At 59.5% G+C, this 16,348-nt stretch carries 12 protein-coding genes and 1 pseudogene; 2 read left to right on the plus strand and 11 right to left on the minus strand.

The window, feature by feature from the left end; all coding sequences use genetic code 11:
• Positions 1-127: 127 nt before the first annotated feature.
• The 11 genes from OMP38_RS10405 to OMP38_RS10455 form a co-directional block, all read right to left on the minus strand.
• Positions 128-1,183, minus strand: a complete 1,056-nt coding sequence (locus tag OMP38_RS10405) for a sensor histidine kinase (protein WP_277565002.1) — start codon at positions 1,181-1,183, stop codon at positions 128-130.
• Complete coding sequence (locus tag OMP38_RS10410; RefSeq protein ID WP_277565003.1) at positions 1,167-2,030, minus strand: DUF3502 domain-containing protein; 864 nt, start codon at positions 2,028-2,030, stop codon at positions 1,167-1,169. The genes OMP38_RS10405 and OMP38_RS10410 overlap by 17 nt, the downstream gene beginning before the upstream one ends.
• Positions 1,981-2,748: a hypothetical protein gene (locus OMP38_RS10415; RefSeq protein ID WP_277565004.1), complete on the minus strand. Its 768-nt coding sequence runs from the start codon at positions 2,746-2,748 to the stop codon at positions 1,981-1,983. The genes OMP38_RS10410 and OMP38_RS10415 overlap by 50 nt, the downstream gene beginning before the upstream one ends.
• Positions 2,678-3,367, minus strand: a complete 690-nt coding sequence (locus tag OMP38_RS10420; RefSeq protein WP_277565005.1) for an ABC transporter substrate-binding protein — start codon at positions 3,365-3,367, stop codon at positions 2,678-2,680. Before OMP38_RS10420 ends, OMP38_RS10415 begins: the two co-directional genes overlap by 71 nt.
• Before the next feature lie 84 nt (positions 3,368-3,451).
• Entirely contained in the window at positions 3,452-6,712 is a 3,261-nt protein-coding gene (locus tag OMP38_RS10425; protein WP_277565006.1) for an S-layer homology domain-containing protein, read from the minus strand.
• A 70-nt stretch (positions 6,713-6,782) separates the two neighbouring features.
• Positions 6,783-8,699, minus strand: coding sequence for a carbohydrate binding domain-containing protein (locus OMP38_RS10430; RefSeq protein WP_277565007.1), 1,917 nt, complete (start codon positions 8,697-8,699; stop codon positions 6,783-6,785).
• Positions 8,683-9,888 carry a hypothetical protein gene (locus OMP38_RS10435; protein ID WP_277565008.1) on the minus strand — a complete coding sequence of 402 codons (1,206 nt, stop codon included), beginning with the start codon at positions 9,886-9,888 and terminating at the stop codon, positions 8,683-8,685. The genes OMP38_RS10430 and OMP38_RS10435 overlap by 17 nt, the downstream gene beginning before the upstream one ends.
• 351 nt (positions 9,889-10,239) lie before the next feature.
• A complete protein-coding gene (locus OMP38_RS10440) occupies positions 10,240-10,830 on the minus strand; it encodes a carbohydrate ABC transporter permease (RefSeq protein ID WP_277565009.1) in 591 nt (196 codons plus the stop codon).
• A gap of 11 nt (positions 10,831-10,841) precedes the next feature.
• Positions 10,842-11,075, minus strand: coding sequence for an ABC transporter permease family protein (locus OMP38_RS10445; RefSeq protein WP_277565010.1), 234 nt, complete (start codon positions 11,073-11,075; stop codon positions 10,842-10,844).
• A gap of 12 nt (positions 11,076-11,087) precedes the next feature.
• Positions 11,088-11,957: a carbohydrate ABC transporter permease gene (locus OMP38_RS10450; protein ID WP_277565011.1), complete on the minus strand. Its 870-nt coding sequence runs from the start codon at positions 11,955-11,957 to the stop codon at positions 11,088-11,090.
• Between the two features lie 76 nt (positions 11,958-12,033).
• Entirely contained in the window at positions 12,034-13,392 is a 1,359-nt protein-coding gene (locus tag OMP38_RS10455) for an ABC transporter substrate-binding protein (protein WP_277565012.1), read from the minus strand.
• Positions 13,393-13,636: 244 nt separating this feature from the next.
• Here OMP38_RS10455 and OMP38_RS10460 point away from each other — a divergent pair, with 244 nt between their 5' ends.
• Positions 13,637-15,172, plus strand: coding sequence for a glycoside hydrolase family 31 protein (locus OMP38_RS10460; protein ID WP_277565013.1), 1,536 nt, complete (start codon positions 13,637-13,639; stop codon positions 15,170-15,172).
• Between the two features lie 57 nt (positions 15,173-15,229).
• A pseudogene (locus OMP38_RS35740) lies at positions 15,230-15,565 on the plus strand (response regulator); the annotation flags it as partial.
• Between the last annotated feature and the right edge of the window lie 783 nt (positions 15,566-16,348).

The raw sequence follows: 16,348 nt of genomic DNA on the forward strand, positions 1-16,348 counted from the left end.
CATAGCGCAGATGGAAAAAAATCGCTTCGAAGACGAATGAAAAGCAGGCCGGGATGGCCTGCTTTTTCGTGCGGCGCGGGATCAACCGAATCGTACTTCGTATGTCCGTCAAGCCGAGCGAGGCGAGTCACTCCGCCTCATTCTCCTGCACCTGCCACACCAACTCCGCGCACAGCCCGCCCCGCTCCGAGTGGCTGAGAAACAGCCCGGAGCTTTTGCCGAACAGGAGCATGAGCCGCTGATGAACGTTCTGCAGGCCGGAATCGATCTGATCGCTCGGCGCCGTGCGGATCTTCGTCTGCAGCGCCTCCAATTGCGACGGCGAGAGACCCGTGCCGTTATCGTCGACCGTGAGCCGCGCGAGGCCGTCCTCCCCCAGCGTTCCCCGGATGCGGACGCTTCCGTACTTCACGGGTTTTCTGAACGCATGCACGATTACGTTTTCGATCAAAGGCTGCAGCGACAGACGGGGAATCTCCATTTTCAGCATCGCCGGATCGATATCGATCTCGTATTCGAAGTCGTCCGTCAGCATGCGGTGAATGTCCAAGTAGTTTTCGATCAGGCTAAGCTCTTCCTGAATGGTCGCGAAGCTGCTGCTCAGCTTGGTCGTATAGCGGTAATACCGGCTCAGGTTCATCGTCATCGAGACGGCCGCTTCCTTTTCCTCGAGCTCGACCATGCTCTTGATGTACGCCAGCGTGTTGTAGAGGAAATGCGGATTGATCTGCGACTGCAGCTGCTTGACGTTCGCTTCCTTCGTCCGGATCTGCTCCTTCAGAACGTCCTCGATCAGCTCTTCGATTCTCGCGGCCATCGAGTTGAACTTCTGATAGACGTATCGGAACTCCCCTTTGGGCGGATCCTTCATCCGGCTCGTATAGATGCCTTTCTCGATGAAGTTCATGCCCTGCATCAGCTTGCGGAACGGAATGCGGATGCTCCGGTACAGCAGGAAGCTCAGGATGCAGGCCATAAACAGCATCATGCCGCTGATCGAATAGAACATCGTCTGGCTGCGTTTGATCGGCGCCATGATCGTGTCGATCGGCACGTAGTCCACCAGATACCAGCCCAGCGGCTGCACCATGTCCATATGCACCTGGTACGTGCCGCCGCTCGTCCGGATGAGCAGCGGCTCGAATTCGCCGTCGGGCCCCACCGGGTCAAGCTCGGGCAGCATCTCCTGAATGAGAGCCTGATTCGCCGTATAGTTGTAGATCGGGGTGTCGCCCGGCTTGTATAAAAAAGGGATCCTCCAGCCCGTTGCTCTTCATCTCGGACAGATCGCTCTTGATCTCGCCTTCGTCCACCTTCGCGACGACCGTCAGATCCGCCTCTTCTTCTCTGGCGCTTTTGGCCGGATTGGAGATCGTCTCGATAAAATAAGCGTTGCCCTTCGAGCTCGTCCGATAACTCCAGAAACCGTCTTTGTCAGGCAGCTCTGCAGGCACGGCGCCCAGGCTGGAATTACTCTTGATCACCACCCCCGTCTTCGGGTAGACGACCGCGATGATGCCCTTCCACCGCCCGTAGCCCGCCAGCCTGCTTATTTCCTCGGATACGGTCTTCAGCGTGCGATAGTAGAGCAGATCGTCGTTCAGCAGGTCCGGATAGGCCAGATTGCGGACTTCGGTGCTCTCGTACAACATCTTTTGGTAGGAGTCGTATTGGGCGAACATCTGGCCGAGCTGCCCGACGAACGTTTGCACTTGCGTGCGTTTGGCCTTCACGATCTCCCTTTTCAGAACGCCTGAGCTCGTATGGTTCGAGTAGGCGTACAGCGCGATGATCGGCGTCAGCAGCAGAAGCAAGGCGAGGACCATATTGGTGAAAATGCTGGATTTCACTTCGATCCCCCCCTGATCCGCGCCGGAGGTCTGTGCAGCCCTGAAGTCCGCGTACTGCCGCTTGAATTCCGCCCATACTTTCCCGTAGCCGGCTTTCTTGAGCGCCTCCATCGAACTGGGAAAGGCCTGATCATAGCCGACGATGCCCAGATTGATCGGCAGGAACTTCTCGTTGTACACCGCGAGTACTTTGGCGTACTCTTTTTTTGACCGGCTCTTGATTAAAATGAAAACCGAAAATTTTCGAGATCCGCGCATTGTCGTCGTTATGCAGCATATCCTCCACGACGGAGTCGTCCACATTGGTCGCCGGCATGAAGTAATTTTTGTTGCGCCACATCCACTCGTACATGAACTGGTCGTTCGTGAGCAGCTGGATTTTGTCGTTTTCGATCCGATAGTCCTTGCCTTCCACGCCATAGATGATGAAGTTGTAGTGCTCCTTGCTCTGCAGGATCCAGTTCATAAACTGCATGGCGCGCTCCGGGTGGAGGGCCTTGGCCGGAATCATAACCGCCTCGTTGGACGGCGCCACGATGTATTTCGGTTTGTCCGGGGCTAAATAATATTCTCTAAGCTTGGCCTTCGGGTCCGCGTTCTGCACCGTCTGCAGGTTCTCCATCGCCCGGGAGACGGCGCCCACCCGGAACAGCAGCTTGCCCGCGTCCTCCTGATCGATGTTGGCCGCCTTGTTGCCGGCGAGACGCTTGTCGATGACCCCGATGTCCACCCAGCGCTTGCGAACTTCCGCGACCTTCTTGTACAGATCGGATTCCAGATAATCGACCAGCTCGCCCGTATTCTCGTTTACGGCGAACATTTGGTTTTCATCGAGGAAGGTGAGCGGCTGATCCGACAGCTCCCGCCACAGGACGTCTTGGCCGCGATCGTTTTCCAAGTACCCGTAGTAGCTCGGATCCCGCGCATGCATTTTCGTATAAAAAAGCTTCTAGATCGGCGATCGTCCGGATCTCCTTCATGCCGACCGACTCGAGCAGATCCTGGCGCACCATGACCGACGTGAATTTGCCCGCGGAAGTGAACGCCTGGGAAGGAATCGCCCACAGGCTGCCGTCCATCTCGTACTGCTTGAAGTTGTCCGCCGGGATGTTCGCCGTGAGATCCTTGCCGTACGTCCGAAGCAGCGTATCAAGCGGCTGGATATAGCCCTTCGTCTTGTAGTCTGATACGAATGACGTGCCGTACCAGAACAAATCGTAGTTTTCCCCGGTGGACAGCGCCAGCTCCACCTTGGATTGATAGTCCGCCCAGGGGATATACGTCAATTCGAGCTTGATGTTGAGCTCCTGCTTCAAGCGCGCGTTCAGCTCGTTGTCGACGAACTCCCGCATCCGAGCCGATTCGTCCCCGGGCATGATCATGCTTAACGTGACGTAGGGCTGCGGCACGTCCGCGCCCGTGGATTCGCCATGCTCCGGCGCGCCTTTGCAGGCCGAGGCAATCGCGAACCATGCGACGAACGAACACAATAGAACAACGCGATTTAATGTTTTCACCTAAGCTGTCTCCCCCGGAAAAAGAACGTCGATACCATTCAATTGTATAAAGCCCCGGCAGATTCCTGCCGAGGCTCCTAACATTCAGTTCATCAATTGAGCGAGCTGCAAAAACCGTTTGAGCATAACGACCGCTTCGGCTCTGCTCGCATTCGCGCCGGGATCGATCGTCGTTGCCGATCTTCCTTGAAGGATGTCGGCGGCAAGCAACTGAGCGACGGCCGGTTTGGCCCAAGCGCCGATCGCGCCCTGGTCCGTGTATTTATCAAGCAAGGACGCCTCGGCATCCTTCACCAGCGCGGATCGGCCCACATAATTGAGCGCTCTGGACAGCATGACCGCCATCTGTTCACGGGTGATCCGGTCGTTCGGCTTGAACGAGCCGTCCTGATAGCCTTCGATGAGACCAGCGTGCACCGCTTGTTCGACCGCATCGATGTACCAGTCCGCTGCGGCTACGTCGCTGAACGAAGCTGCCGCAGACGGCGAATTCAATCCGAGCGAACGAACGAGCAGGGCCGCGAATTCCGCGCGCGTGATCGGACTGTTCGGCGAGAAGCTGCTTGGCGTGACGCCATTGATGATAAGCTTCGATGTCAGCATTTCAATATCCGCCTTGGCCCAGTGGCCGTTCAGATCGGCGAACGTCTTGCTGCCGGACGCCACCGCGTAGATGCTGTTCCCGTTCCGCCTGATCACGGCTTCCGTACGGTCGCCGTTCGCCTGGAAGACGGCCGGTACAAAGCGGAAGGTGCCTGCAGCCGGATCGTACAGCAACGCTGTCGTTTTCGATGGATCCACCTTTCCGGACAGGATCATCGTTCGCTCGACGTAAGTGCTGCCGAAATCGGCGATCTCGACGGATTTTCCGTTTGCCTCCGCAAAAATGTTGTACGCCTGCGCAGGGGCGAGTAAGGTCAGGCCATCCTCTGCTGCTTGTGAGGACAAGGATTCTGCCGCCGCGCCTGCCACTTTGTTGATTTCGATTCGGACGGTCATCGTATCGGCGCTTACGCCCAGCTTTTCCGCCATCGAAGACAGCCTTAGAACGGAGACAGGCACCTTGTAGCTTCCCAAATCCGTCTGCACGACGATGAACGCGCCCGGCAGATTGCCCGCGGCATCGATCAGCGCGGACGACGGAAGATTGACCTTCGCGCTGCCGCCGTCGTTTTTAACGTCGATCGTGACCGTGTTTAAGGTCGCCGACGCTTGCTTCGCGAGCGCGTCGAACGCCTCTTTAAGCCGCTTCGCATCGATCGTCGCCGTCGTCTCGGCGACGCCTTCCGCATTTTTGGTTTGAGCCGTCTTGATCCCCGATGGATCCAGCTTGATTCCATCCTTCGTTTTTTCCGGCGCCGGCGTCGAAGGCGTCAAGTTCGTGCCGCCGGAAGGCGGGTTGGTCTCCGGCTCGGATCCCGTGGACACGTTCACCTGGAACTGCTTCGCGAAGTTGCCGTCCGACGTCTTGGCCGTGATCACGGTCTTGCCATCGCCGACAGCCTTAACCAAGCCTGCGGCAGAAACGTAAGCCACTCCCGGGTCCGCCGAAGACCACACGACTCTTGTGTTGCTTGCTTCTGCCGGCATGGCGGCGGCATGGATCTGCGCGCTCTTGCCCGGCGCCAATCGAAGGTGCTCCGCGGTGTCGGAGGCGATGCCGGTCACTCTCGCCGGCGCCCCGGCCGCGCTGCCGGACACGACGACGCTGCCCAGATTCAGCCATCCGCCGTCATTTTGCTCGGCGTTCGCGAAGCGGAACGGCTTCGCATCCGCATTGATCTGCTCGAGCGGGTTCACGTAGCGCATCAGAATCCGATAGGTTCCGTTGCCCAGCGCCGGATTGTTCGTCGATGCGAACAGCTTGTTGCCGTCGAAGCCGTTTGTATTCGGCAGAAGGTCTTTCAGATCCCAACCCGGCTCCCATATTTTGACGATGCCATTTTCCGTTTGAGCGGCGAGCTCGACCTTCCAATTGTAGTAGAAGGGGGCGACGCCTCTATTCTCCAATTCTACGCCGACCTTCAGGTTCCCGTTAGCCGCATCCAGATAAGCAGTGGGCACGAAGTACTCGTAACCCATTTTGCGCGAGCCTTCCGTCGCTCTTGCCAGCGGCTCCTGTGCCAGCGGCGTCTGGAAGATGCCCTGCGCGATCAGCCAGGAAGCATGTGTCAGGTTCAGGCTGGCGTAATAATCCTCGCCTTGCGCGCCTTCGATCGGCGTCGCCGGCTCATTGTATCGCGGCGGATCGTTGTTCCACATCTTCACCTGAATCTCCGGTCGCATCTCCCCGCCCATGCCGTTCTTCTTCCAGAATTCCGTGGCCGACGCATCCTTGATGCGGCCCCAGAAGTGCCAGCTTTGACCGCCGAGGCTCGGCGGGAGCGTCTGGAACGCGAACGAATCGTCGTGATAGCCGACATCGAAATTCGTCGTTTTGAGCGTGCCGTTGTCCATCGGATACCGCAGCACAAGTTGGGTGCTGTCGAACGCGTGATCCATATCGGTCAGCACGCGCTTCAGGTTGGCGTCGGTCGGCATGAGGTTCGGCGACTTTAAATTGCCGTCATACGGGTACGTATGCCACTCGCCCCAGAAGCCGATCAAGCCGATCATGATAAATCCGATCCGGGGATCGCCGTCATAACGCGCGCCCAGCGCGCCGATGAAATTGTCCAAAGCGGCCATTAAGCGCTCATCGTTGTAGTCTGGCGCCAGGCTCGTGGCATCCTTTCCATTGTCGTAGCCTTCATAGGCAAACGTCTTCAGCCCTTCGTCGATCAGAAACTGCGGGATACCGGAAGGCTTGTTCGGATAGTCCAGATACACGCGGAACACGGCCTGATTGCCTCTGGCCGCCACCGCTTCCAGCCTTTTGTCCAGCTCGGTCCAATCGAAGTCGTTCAGATTGTTCATCAGCTTGCTCAGCGGCAGGTAGAAAAACTCCATGCTGTACGGCAGCTGGGTCGGGCGGTCTCTCCAATCGTCGCCTGCCGTGAAGTACGCTTCCTCGGACGCATCGTAGAAAGGAAGGAAGCCCTTAAGCGGATTGTCCACCGGCGCTTGACTGTAGGTGAGCGCATGCGTTCCCGCTGCCGTCGCCCAAGCCGGCGCGCTCGGATGGTCTACCGGCTCCGGTCCGGAAGGACCTCCGTCGCCGCCGCTCGTTCTGCCCGCCAGCGCATACAAGCCAAGCGCGTCGATCGTGAGGACATTGTCCGATTGACTGGCCGGTCCGAAGCCGAACTGGATTTGCAGCACCTTGCTTCGGTCGAATGCGGCATCGCAAGCGCCGCAGCCCTGCCAGGACGATTGGGAAAAGGCATTCCAAGGAATGCGGACCATGCCTTGGTAGCCCGCGGCGATCGACAGCGAACCTCCGCCCAGGGTGGTCGTCTTCCAGCCGTCCGCAGCGTTATAGAACTTGACGGCGCCGCCGGCTTTTAAGGAAAACTCCCCCTTTCGACGCGTCCGTAACCAGCGCTACGTTGAGATCCATGCTTTTGCCGCTCGGCGACGCATTGTTCAACCAGAAGGTTAGACCCTCGTAGTCGGTCCAGTCCGTGTCCGTCCCGGTAAACGCCGCGCGCTTGATATTAACCCAATTGGACGCGGGCTTGCCGGACGGCGGAACAACGGACAATTTCATCGCCTGCGCGCCGTTCGCCACGTTCGTCTTGTCGAGCGTCCGAAGCACGGATGGATCGCCGTCCTCCCAGTCGATCTTCCAGACGTTCTGCAGCGCGGCATCGTCCGCATAGGTATCGAAGCTGTCCAGGCTGCGGTCTGCCCGATAAAGTGCGATGTCATCGATCGTGACGACATTTTGGGTGTAGCCCTTGGGCGGGAAGCCGAACTGGAGTCCGTCGATCTCGCTCGGGTCCAGCGCGGCCGCGCATGCCGCCTGATCGCCGTCGCACTGCCAGGCGGCTTGAACGAATTGGTCCCAAGGAATTCTGACGACGCCGCTGAATCCCGCAGGAACGTTCAGCGAAGCGCCGTTAAACGCCGCTGCGCGCCAGCTTCCGTCGGCGGCGAGCGTGTAGGCCGATCCGCCGTCCTTTAACCCGAACTCACCCTTGGTGACGGGCGTCTCGAGCGCGACGTTTAAGCTAAAGTCCTTGCTGTCGCTCGTCGTGTTGTTCACCCAGAAGCTTAAGCCGTCGTAGCGGGACCAATCCCGCTTGTCTTGAGGGATCGCGTGGATAATATTCGCCCACTCCGAATCCGCGGTGGCGACGGACAGCCGGAGGCCCTTGCTCCCGCTCGCTTGGCCGAGCGCTCTCGTCACCGAGCCCGGCTTGTCCGACCAGGCTTCCGTCCATGCTTGACCGATAGCCGCATCGTTCGCATAGGACTCGAAGTCTTCGATCAGCCCCGGCGTGCCGGTGCCCGGATTCGTCGGCGTGTCCGGACCATTCCCGTTGCCGCCGCCTGTTTCCGTATCCGTTTCGTATTTGTCCGTGAAGTAAATTTCATCGATATAGATGGTGCCCGTCGTATTCCAGGTCGCTTGCGCCAGGGCGATGCTCCAGATCGTCTGCGACAGATCCACGCCTTTTGCAGGCAGATCGATCACAAGATCCTTATAGCTTGTCGTTAACGTGTCGCCGCTGAATTGACCGAGCGTCTTCGTAACGCCGCCGATCGTGAGGTTGATCTGGCTTTCTTCGCCGCCGGCGGCGCCTTTCGCCCGAATGACGAGCTTGTTCGTTGCGGCCAGGTTGCGACCGATATTCGTCTCTAAACGGGACATATTCTGATATTGAAGGGCGAGCGCGCCGTTTTCAACGACGCCCGCGCCATTGCCGTTCGCGAAGTTGCTGGAGCCGGTCCATTGATTCAGATCGTTCTGCGTGCTTGCCGACCAGGCCGGCGTCCCGTCGTAATTATCGACGAGCAGCTTCGTCGGCGGCGGCGGCGGCGTTGTCGGCGGCGGCGAGCATGGCGACGCGCAGTCCCCCATCAGCACCGTGCCGAGGTTGAGCCAGCCTTCCTTGTCCTGATCCGCGTTCGCGAATCCGACCTGCTTCGCTTTGCTGCTGATCGCCTCGAGCGGATTGACGACTTTCATGACCAGGTAGTAATAACCGTCGCTCAAGGCCGGATCGTCGATGGTCGTATCAAAGTAATACGGCTCGCCGAACGGCACGTACTTTGGATTCCCAGGAACGTTCCACTCCGGATACGTGCGGATCTGCGCAGGCTGCACCTTCGTGATGTCCCATGTCGTGTCCCATTGCTTGACCAGCTTCCCGGACGCGTTTTTCACGCCCAGCCGTACCTTCCAGGGATAGGAGAACGGCGCCACGCCGTTATTCTGAATGATCACGCCGACCTTGAGCGGGGCTCCCTGCGCCACATTGTTGTAAAAAAGCGCTCTTCACGTTCAGATCGTAGCCCATTTTGCGGATGCCCGCAGCCACCTTGGCATCGTTCGCGCTGTAGCTGCCGACGCCTTTATGGTTGATCATCCACGTCGCATGCGTAAGCTCGATGTCGTCGATCGCTTCGTCGACGTCGGCGCCGCCGCTGAAAAAGCGCTCCTGGATCTCCGGACGGACCTCGCCGCCGATCGACTCCGCGATCCATTTGTTTTCCGAACCGGCATCCAGCATTTGCGTCATGAACGAATAGTAGGCGCCGCCCATGCTCTCCGGCTGGGTTACGCTCTGCAGCGGATTCCCTTCCTTGAAGCCGAACGAATCGTCATGATAGCCGAAGTTATAATCGCCCGCGCCCGGCAGGCCGGGGTTGCGAACCTCTAATTTAGTGTGATTAAAGGCCGTGTCGTAGGCGTTAAAAATGGCGTTGATCGTCGTGGCGTTCGGCATATGGTCCGGGTAGCTGTCGCTGCTCGTATCCGCGTCGTACGGCCAAGTATGCCACTCGCCCCACAGACCGACGAGGCCCATATGGATAAAGCCGATGCGCGGATCGCCGTCGTACTTGGCGCCGAACGCTTGAATGAAGTTGGTCAAATAAGCGACCATGCGCGGATCGTCGTAATCGGGTTCGTCCTGATTGAAGGCATCGTTGTGTCGCATGGCGATGCCGTCGTCATGCATGAACTGCGGGATCGCGTCGGCTTCGCCGGGATATTCGAGATAGACGCGAAGCACCGCCTGATTGCCGCGTGCGGCAATGGCATTGAGCTGCGGTTCGATCCCAGCGTCGAACGTGAATGAATTCGGGCCGTTCATGACCGCCTTGAGCGGAACGTAGAACCACTCCAGGCTGTGGGGCAGCGAAGACTCGTTGTCCCACGGATAAAAGGGGGCGAAGCCTTTAAGTGGATTGTCCAGCGGGCTGGGCGCGGCGGTCAGATCGTGCTTGGCCAGCGCGCTGTCCGCCACCGGGCTCGGATAGGGATTGACCGGAACGCGCGTCGGGTCCGGGCTAGCGGCATTGGCTCGGCTCGGCGCCGCCGTATTTGCCAGCACCGTGCTCAAGAGCAAACACATCGCCAGAAAAAAGCTGAATGACGATTTTCGAATCTGATGGGCCGACAATGGATGCATCGCGAATCCTCCTTAATTGTTTTTACCAATGATAGCGTTATCATAAAAATGTGAAAGAGTGGGATGGCGGGCTGTAACCCCCCCTCCCTCGCGCCGCTTCGCTGTAACCTCGCATTCCTCGCTTACAGCTACCCTCGCACGTCCGAACCGCGCTGCAACAGCGCATTCATCGCTTACAGTCGCGCTGCTTTGCTGTAACCGCGCCTTTCTCGCTTACAGCTACCAATCAAGTTACTCTTGCCGCTCCAACCTCACTTTTGCGGTTACAGCTACCAATGATCTAGTTACTTAAAGGCCCTCACAAACCGGCAGCCCTGGCAGCGCGCAGGCGCCGCCAGGATCGAAGCCGCCTCAACCCTTGCTCGCGCTGAACGCGACGCCTTCGATGAACCGCCGCTGGAAGATCAAGAATAGGACGAGCATCGGAATGACCGCCATGAACGCGCCGGCCGTGAGCACCGGATAGTCCGTGCCGAACATCGATACGAGCGTCGCAAGTCCTGCGGACAGCGTCAGCTTCTCGGGCGAGCTGTTGATGATGAGCGGCCATTGCAGATCGTTCCACGACCAGAGCAGTTGGATGATGACGATCGCGACGAGCGCCGACTTCACCAGCGGCAGCATGATGTGGCGGAAGATCTGGAACGGATTGCAGCCGTCGAGCACGGCGGCCTCCTCCAGCTCCTTGGAGATGCCTAGGAAAAATTGCCGCAGCAAGAAGGTCGCGAACGGACTGACGAGCGAAGCGATCCAGAGCGCGGTCACCGAGTTGACGAGTCCGAGCTTGCTCATCATCATGTATTGCGGCGTATAAAAGACCGGGTTCGGCACCATCATGACCGAGATGATCAGGAAGAAGCACAAGGCGCTGCCCGGAAAGCGAATGCGCGCGAACGCGAAGGCCGCCATGGCGCTGAAAACGACGGGAAAAAGCGTCTTCATGAACGCCGCCATCAGCGTGTTGGCGTAGTAGTGCAGAAAGGGGACTGCGCGAGCGCATCCTTATAGCCGCGAAGGCTGGGCTCCGCAGGGAACAGTCGAATCGGAATCTGGGTCGCCTCCGTCGTCGTCTTGAGCGACGTGAGGACCATCCAGAGGAACGGAAGCACCATGATGACGGCTCCCGCGATGAGAATCAAGTGAATGACGATATTGCTTCTACGCTTGGCAGAGGCGACGCCGCTCATATTCGTACCTCCTCAGTCGTAAACCACCCATTTTTTTTGCATCAGGAACTGGAAGCCGGTCAGGATCAGGTTGATGACGAGCAGGATGTTAACGATTGCCGCGCCGTAATTCTGATCGTAGTAGATAAAAGAATTCTGGTAATAGGCGTACACGAGCGAGCGCACGGAAGGCAGCGCGACGTTCGTCTTGCCGATGATCAGATAGATGCTGTCGAAAATTTGCGTGGCGCCGATGACGAGCACGATGGACGTAAAAAACAGCGTCGGCGTCAGCAGCGGGAGCGTAATATAGCGGAACTTGCGGAAGCCTACGGCGCCGTCGAGCTCGGCCGCTTCGTACAGCGGACGCGGGATGCCCTGGAGACCCGCCAGGATCAGCAGCATGTTGAAGCCGATCGCGCCCCATACGCCGACCATGACGAGCGCGTACATGGCGAACCGTTTATCCGAGATCCAGGCGATATGCGTGCCGATCGCGGAGTTCAGCAGGCCGTAGTCCTGCGCGAAAATAATGACCCACACCATAGCCGCGGCGGCGGCCATCGTAACCTGCGGGAGGAAGTAGATGACCCGGTACGCGGACCTGCCCTTGATCTTCGCGTTCATCAGAACGGCGAAAAACGTAGACAACACGATCGTTAGCGGCACGAACAATACGACGTACAGCATCGTATTGCGGAGGTTTTGCCAAAACTCGTCGTCCTTGAACAACCGCTCGTAGTTGGCGAGGCCCACCCAGTGATTGTCCATGCCGAAATTTTCGGACTTCAGGAAGCCCAGGTAAACCGAGTAGATCGCCGGCCACAGCCAGAACACCAGCGTCCCGATCAAGGTAGGGGCGATCATCACGTAGGCCCATGCGTACCTGCTCTTTGCGTTCATTGCGTTCACCCCATCATGGCCGAAGGCGTCCCGCTAACGGGATCGCCTTCGACGATTTCGCCTCTTGAGACGATGCTTACTTCGCGTCCGCGATCGCCTGATTCATCATTTCCGCGACCTTCTTGGCGCCTTCTTCGACCGAGATCGCGCCGCCCCATGCCTGGGACATGATCTCGCTCTCCTTCGCGAACCAGACCGGATAAGACTTCGAGCCGCTCGGATAAGGCACCGCGTCCGCCGTCTGATCGATGAACACCTGCAGGTTCAGGTCCGGCTTGGACTTCACCCATGCATCCTGCGTGCCGTTGAACGCCGGGATCGCCGCGCCCATTTGCGCCGTGATGTCGGCCGCTTCCTTCGAGCCGAGGAACTTCAGGAACTGCCAGGACTCTTCCTTGTGCTTGCCCTTCGCGGACATGACGTTGCCGAGGCCGTTGATGATGTTGCCGCGCTTGACCTTGCCTATCGGCAGCTTCGCCCAGTCGTACTTGCCTTTGATGATGTCGCTGCTGGCCAGGTTGCCGTTATCCCACGAGCCGTCGAAAATCATCGCGAGCTTGCCGGACTTGAACATCTCGACCGCGTCCGTGTCGGTCATCTGCTGGTGCGTCGGCGAAGCCTTGTCGAGGATCAGCTGGTAGCGGGCCTTGAGCGCCTCGATGGTCGCCGGCTCGTCGTAGCCTGACTTGGTCATATCGTCGTTCAAAATGTGGCCGCCGTTGGCCAGAATGTCGTTCCAGTAGCCGGCTTGCGTGTCCAGCTTGGCGCCGAAGCCGTAGATGCCTTTGTCCGGCTGACTCAGCTTCTTGGCGACTTCGGCTAGCTTCTCGTAGGTCCACGTATCGTCCGGGTACGGAATGCTCGCCTGATCGAAAAGCTCCTTGTTGTAAGCGAGGCCGATCGTATCGAAGTCCTTCGGAATGCCGTAGTTCTGCCCGTCGAGCGTGTAGATCGAGCCCAGGTTCGCGGCGTAGTTGTTCAGATCGATCTCGCCGGCTTGTACCTTGTCCGTGATCGGCTCGAGGAACTGGCCGGTCGCGTACTTGATGAACTGGCCGCCGTGCATCCAGAAGACGTCGGGCAGCGTGCCTGCCGGCGCGGCCGCGGACATCTTGGTCCAGTAGTCGCCCCAAGGGATGACGTCGACCTTGACCTTGATGTTCGGATTCTGGTCGGTGAACGCCTTGGCGATCGCCTCCATGGCCGGCTGCTGGTTCTTGTCCCAGATCGTGTACGAGATCGTGACGGCTTTGCCGCCGTCGCCGCCTGCCGGCTTGCTCGCCGCGGGGCTCGAAGCGCCCCCTGCCGAAGCCGGCGCGCTGCTTGCCGCGCCCTCTCCGTTGTTCGAATTGCCGCCGCAGGCAGCCAGCGCCAGCGAAGCGACGAGCAGCACGCCTGCCGCCGAAGCCGCTTTCGATTTCTTTCTTGCGTTCATCGTGATATCCCCCTCGTTTTTGGCTGATGTTCGTCGTGAGCTCTTGACGCTCTCATCATAAGGCACGGGATTTGCGCGTTGATATGCCCCGATTTTAAGATTGCGGCCACATTCTTTAGATCCGCTTTCCAGCCGTCCGCGTTGTCTGCATAATTACAACTGAAGCCAAAATCAGCTGAACGAGGACGCAACAATCGCCGGCTTCCGCCCGCATCCGTCCGTTACAGACAAGGAGAATGAAGTCATGACCGACCTATCGATCGCCAGGCTGCCCGACGAATATTGGTGGGGCGGCGTTATCAACGAAGGCAGCGCGATGCCCTTTGGACAAACGGTCCATACGAGAGATCTGCGCATGACAGACGATAATCAGGCCTCTCCCCTGCTGCTGTCCAGCCGGGGCCGATACCTCTGGAGCGAGGAGCCGTTCGTCTTCCGCGCGGACGAGGAAGGGCTGTCCGTCTCGCCCGGCGCAGGCAAGGTTATCCTGGAAGAAGGGCATGGTTCGCTCAAAGGCGCATACATGCATGCCAGCAGCGCTCACTTTCCGCCGTCGGGCCACATCCCCGACGCGCTCGCCTTCACGGCGCCGCAGTACTGCACTTGGATCGAGATGTTCTACGCGCCCACGCAGGACAAGATCATCCGCTACGCGGAAGCGATCCTGGCGAACGGGCTGCCGCCTGGCATTCTCATCGTCGACGACAACTGGATGAAGGACTACGGCATGTGGGACTTTGACAAACACCGGTTCCCCGATCCGGCTGCCATGGTGGCCGAACTGCATCGCCTGGGCTTCAAGGTGATGCTGTGGATGTGCCCCTATGTGAGCGCGGATTGCACGATCTTCAAGGAGCTTCGAAGCGGCGGGCTGCTCATGACAGGCCACGACGGAGCGCCTGTGCTGCGTCAGTGGTGGAACGGCTACAGCGCCGTCGTCGACTATACGAAGGCGGAAGGCGCGGCCTGGTTCAGGCGGCAGATGGACCGGCTGATCGCGGACTACGGCGTCGCCGGCTTCAAGCTCGACGCCGGCGAGCCGATCCTGCCGGACGCGCCCGACGTGACGCAGCCCGTCGCGTGGACGCGTCCGCTGCGCGAGCTCGAGGACTGCGAGGCTTACGCATCGCTTGGCGTCGGCTACTCGCTCGTCGAGCTGCGCATGTGCTGGAAGCTCGGCGGGCAAGCGCTCATCCAGCGCCAGCGGGACAAGACGCACACCTGGGACGCGAGCGGACTCGGCGGCCTGATCCCGAACGCCATCGCGCAGGGGCTGCTCGGCTACGCGTTCAACTGCCCCGACATGATCGGCGGCGGCATGGACGGCGACATTAACTCTCCCGATTTCCGCTTCGACAGCGAGCTGTTCGTCCGGTATGCGCAGTGCGCAGCGCTGTTCCCGGTCTTGCAGTTCTCCATGGCGCCCTGGCGCGTGCTGGGCGGCGACGAGCTGGCCTGGTGCCTGGACGCCGTGCGGCTGCGGACCGAGCTCGGCGAAGAGCTGCTGGCGCTCGCCCGTCAGGCGGCGATCGACGGCCTGCCGATGCTGCGCAGCCTGGAATTCGAGTATCCGGGCCAAGGCTACGCGCTCGTGCAGGATCAGTTCCTGCTCGGCTCGAACCTGCTCGTCGCGCCGGTCGTCGTCAAGGGACAGACGACCAGGGTCGTTCATTTCCCCGAAGGCCGCTGGAGGGGCGACGACGGCAGTCTTGTCGAAGGTCCCGCCGTATTGGAGATTGAAGCGCCGCTCTCGCGGCTGCCGTGGTATCGTAAGCAGTAGGCGAATGCAAAAAATCGCAAGGTAGCGCAAGGAATCGAACCATGGGGGGGAGCCTGCATGTACGAACTGCTCATCGTCGACGACCACGCTCACCTCGTGGACAGCCTCGAACGCAATGTGTCCTGGCAGGAGCTGGGGATCGGAAAGGTGCACAAGGCGTTTTCCGGCGAAGAGGCGCTCGAATTTTGCAAGACCAGCCCTGTCGATATCGTCCTCACAGACATCCGCATGCCCGGCATCTCCGGCCTGGAGCTGATCCAGCAGCTTAAAAAATACGACAAGCACTTTAAAAGCATTCTGCTGTCCGGGTACGGGGAATGGGATTATGCGCAGGAGGCGATCCGGCAGCAGGTCGACGGCTACCTGCTGAAGCCCGTGGATCACGAGGAGCTGGCCGGCACGGTGCGCCGGCTGACGGAGGCGCTTCGCCTCGAGTGGGACGAGCGCGGCAGACAGCAGAAGGCCATGGATATGGTTCGCGAGCACATGCCGTTGTTCAGGGAGAAGCTGCTGACGGATCTGCTGCAGGGTCGTAAGCTGCCGCCCGAGCTGTTGGAGGAGAAGCTGGCTTATTATCAGCTGCCGTTTCGCCCGGGAGACCTGACGGCGATGTGTCTGGTGCGCATCGAGTCGTCCGCGGAGGAGCTGAATTGGCGGGACCAGTCCCTGCTCGCGTCCGCCGTCGCCAACATCGCGGAAGAGACGTTCTCGGATCTGTTCCAGGTCTGGCACGGCCGCGATGCCTACGATTACGAGGTATTCATTCTCAAAGTCCGGGAGGAGACGTGGCTGTCGCAGGATCCGCAGCCCGAGCTCGCCCGGCAGCAATCGTTCGAGCATCTGGCCTCGCGGCTGCAGCAGCACGTCAGGCAATTTCTGAAGAGCAGCATCTCGATCGTCCTGGGCGATTGGCAAGTTATGTCGCTTGGCCTGCGCGGCATGTACCGGGATTCGCTGGCCGTGTTCGCCCGTCAGCTCGGCGGCGGGACGGATCTGCTCATCCGGCTGCAGGATGCCGCCACGCCGGAGATGCCCTACCGCATCCACAGCCTGTACGAGTCGCCGACGTTCATTCAGTTGTCCGAGATCGGCCAATGGGAGGCGATCCGTTCGAAGTGGGATACCGTCTTCCAGGAAGTCGCGGATAAGGGGATGGAATCGCGGGAGACGCTGCTC

The sequence above is a fragment of the Cohnella ginsengisoli genome (assembly GCF_029525555.1).
Classification (GTDB): Bacteria; Bacillota; Bacilli; order Paenibacillales; family Paenibacillaceae; genus Cohnella; species Cohnella ginsengisoli.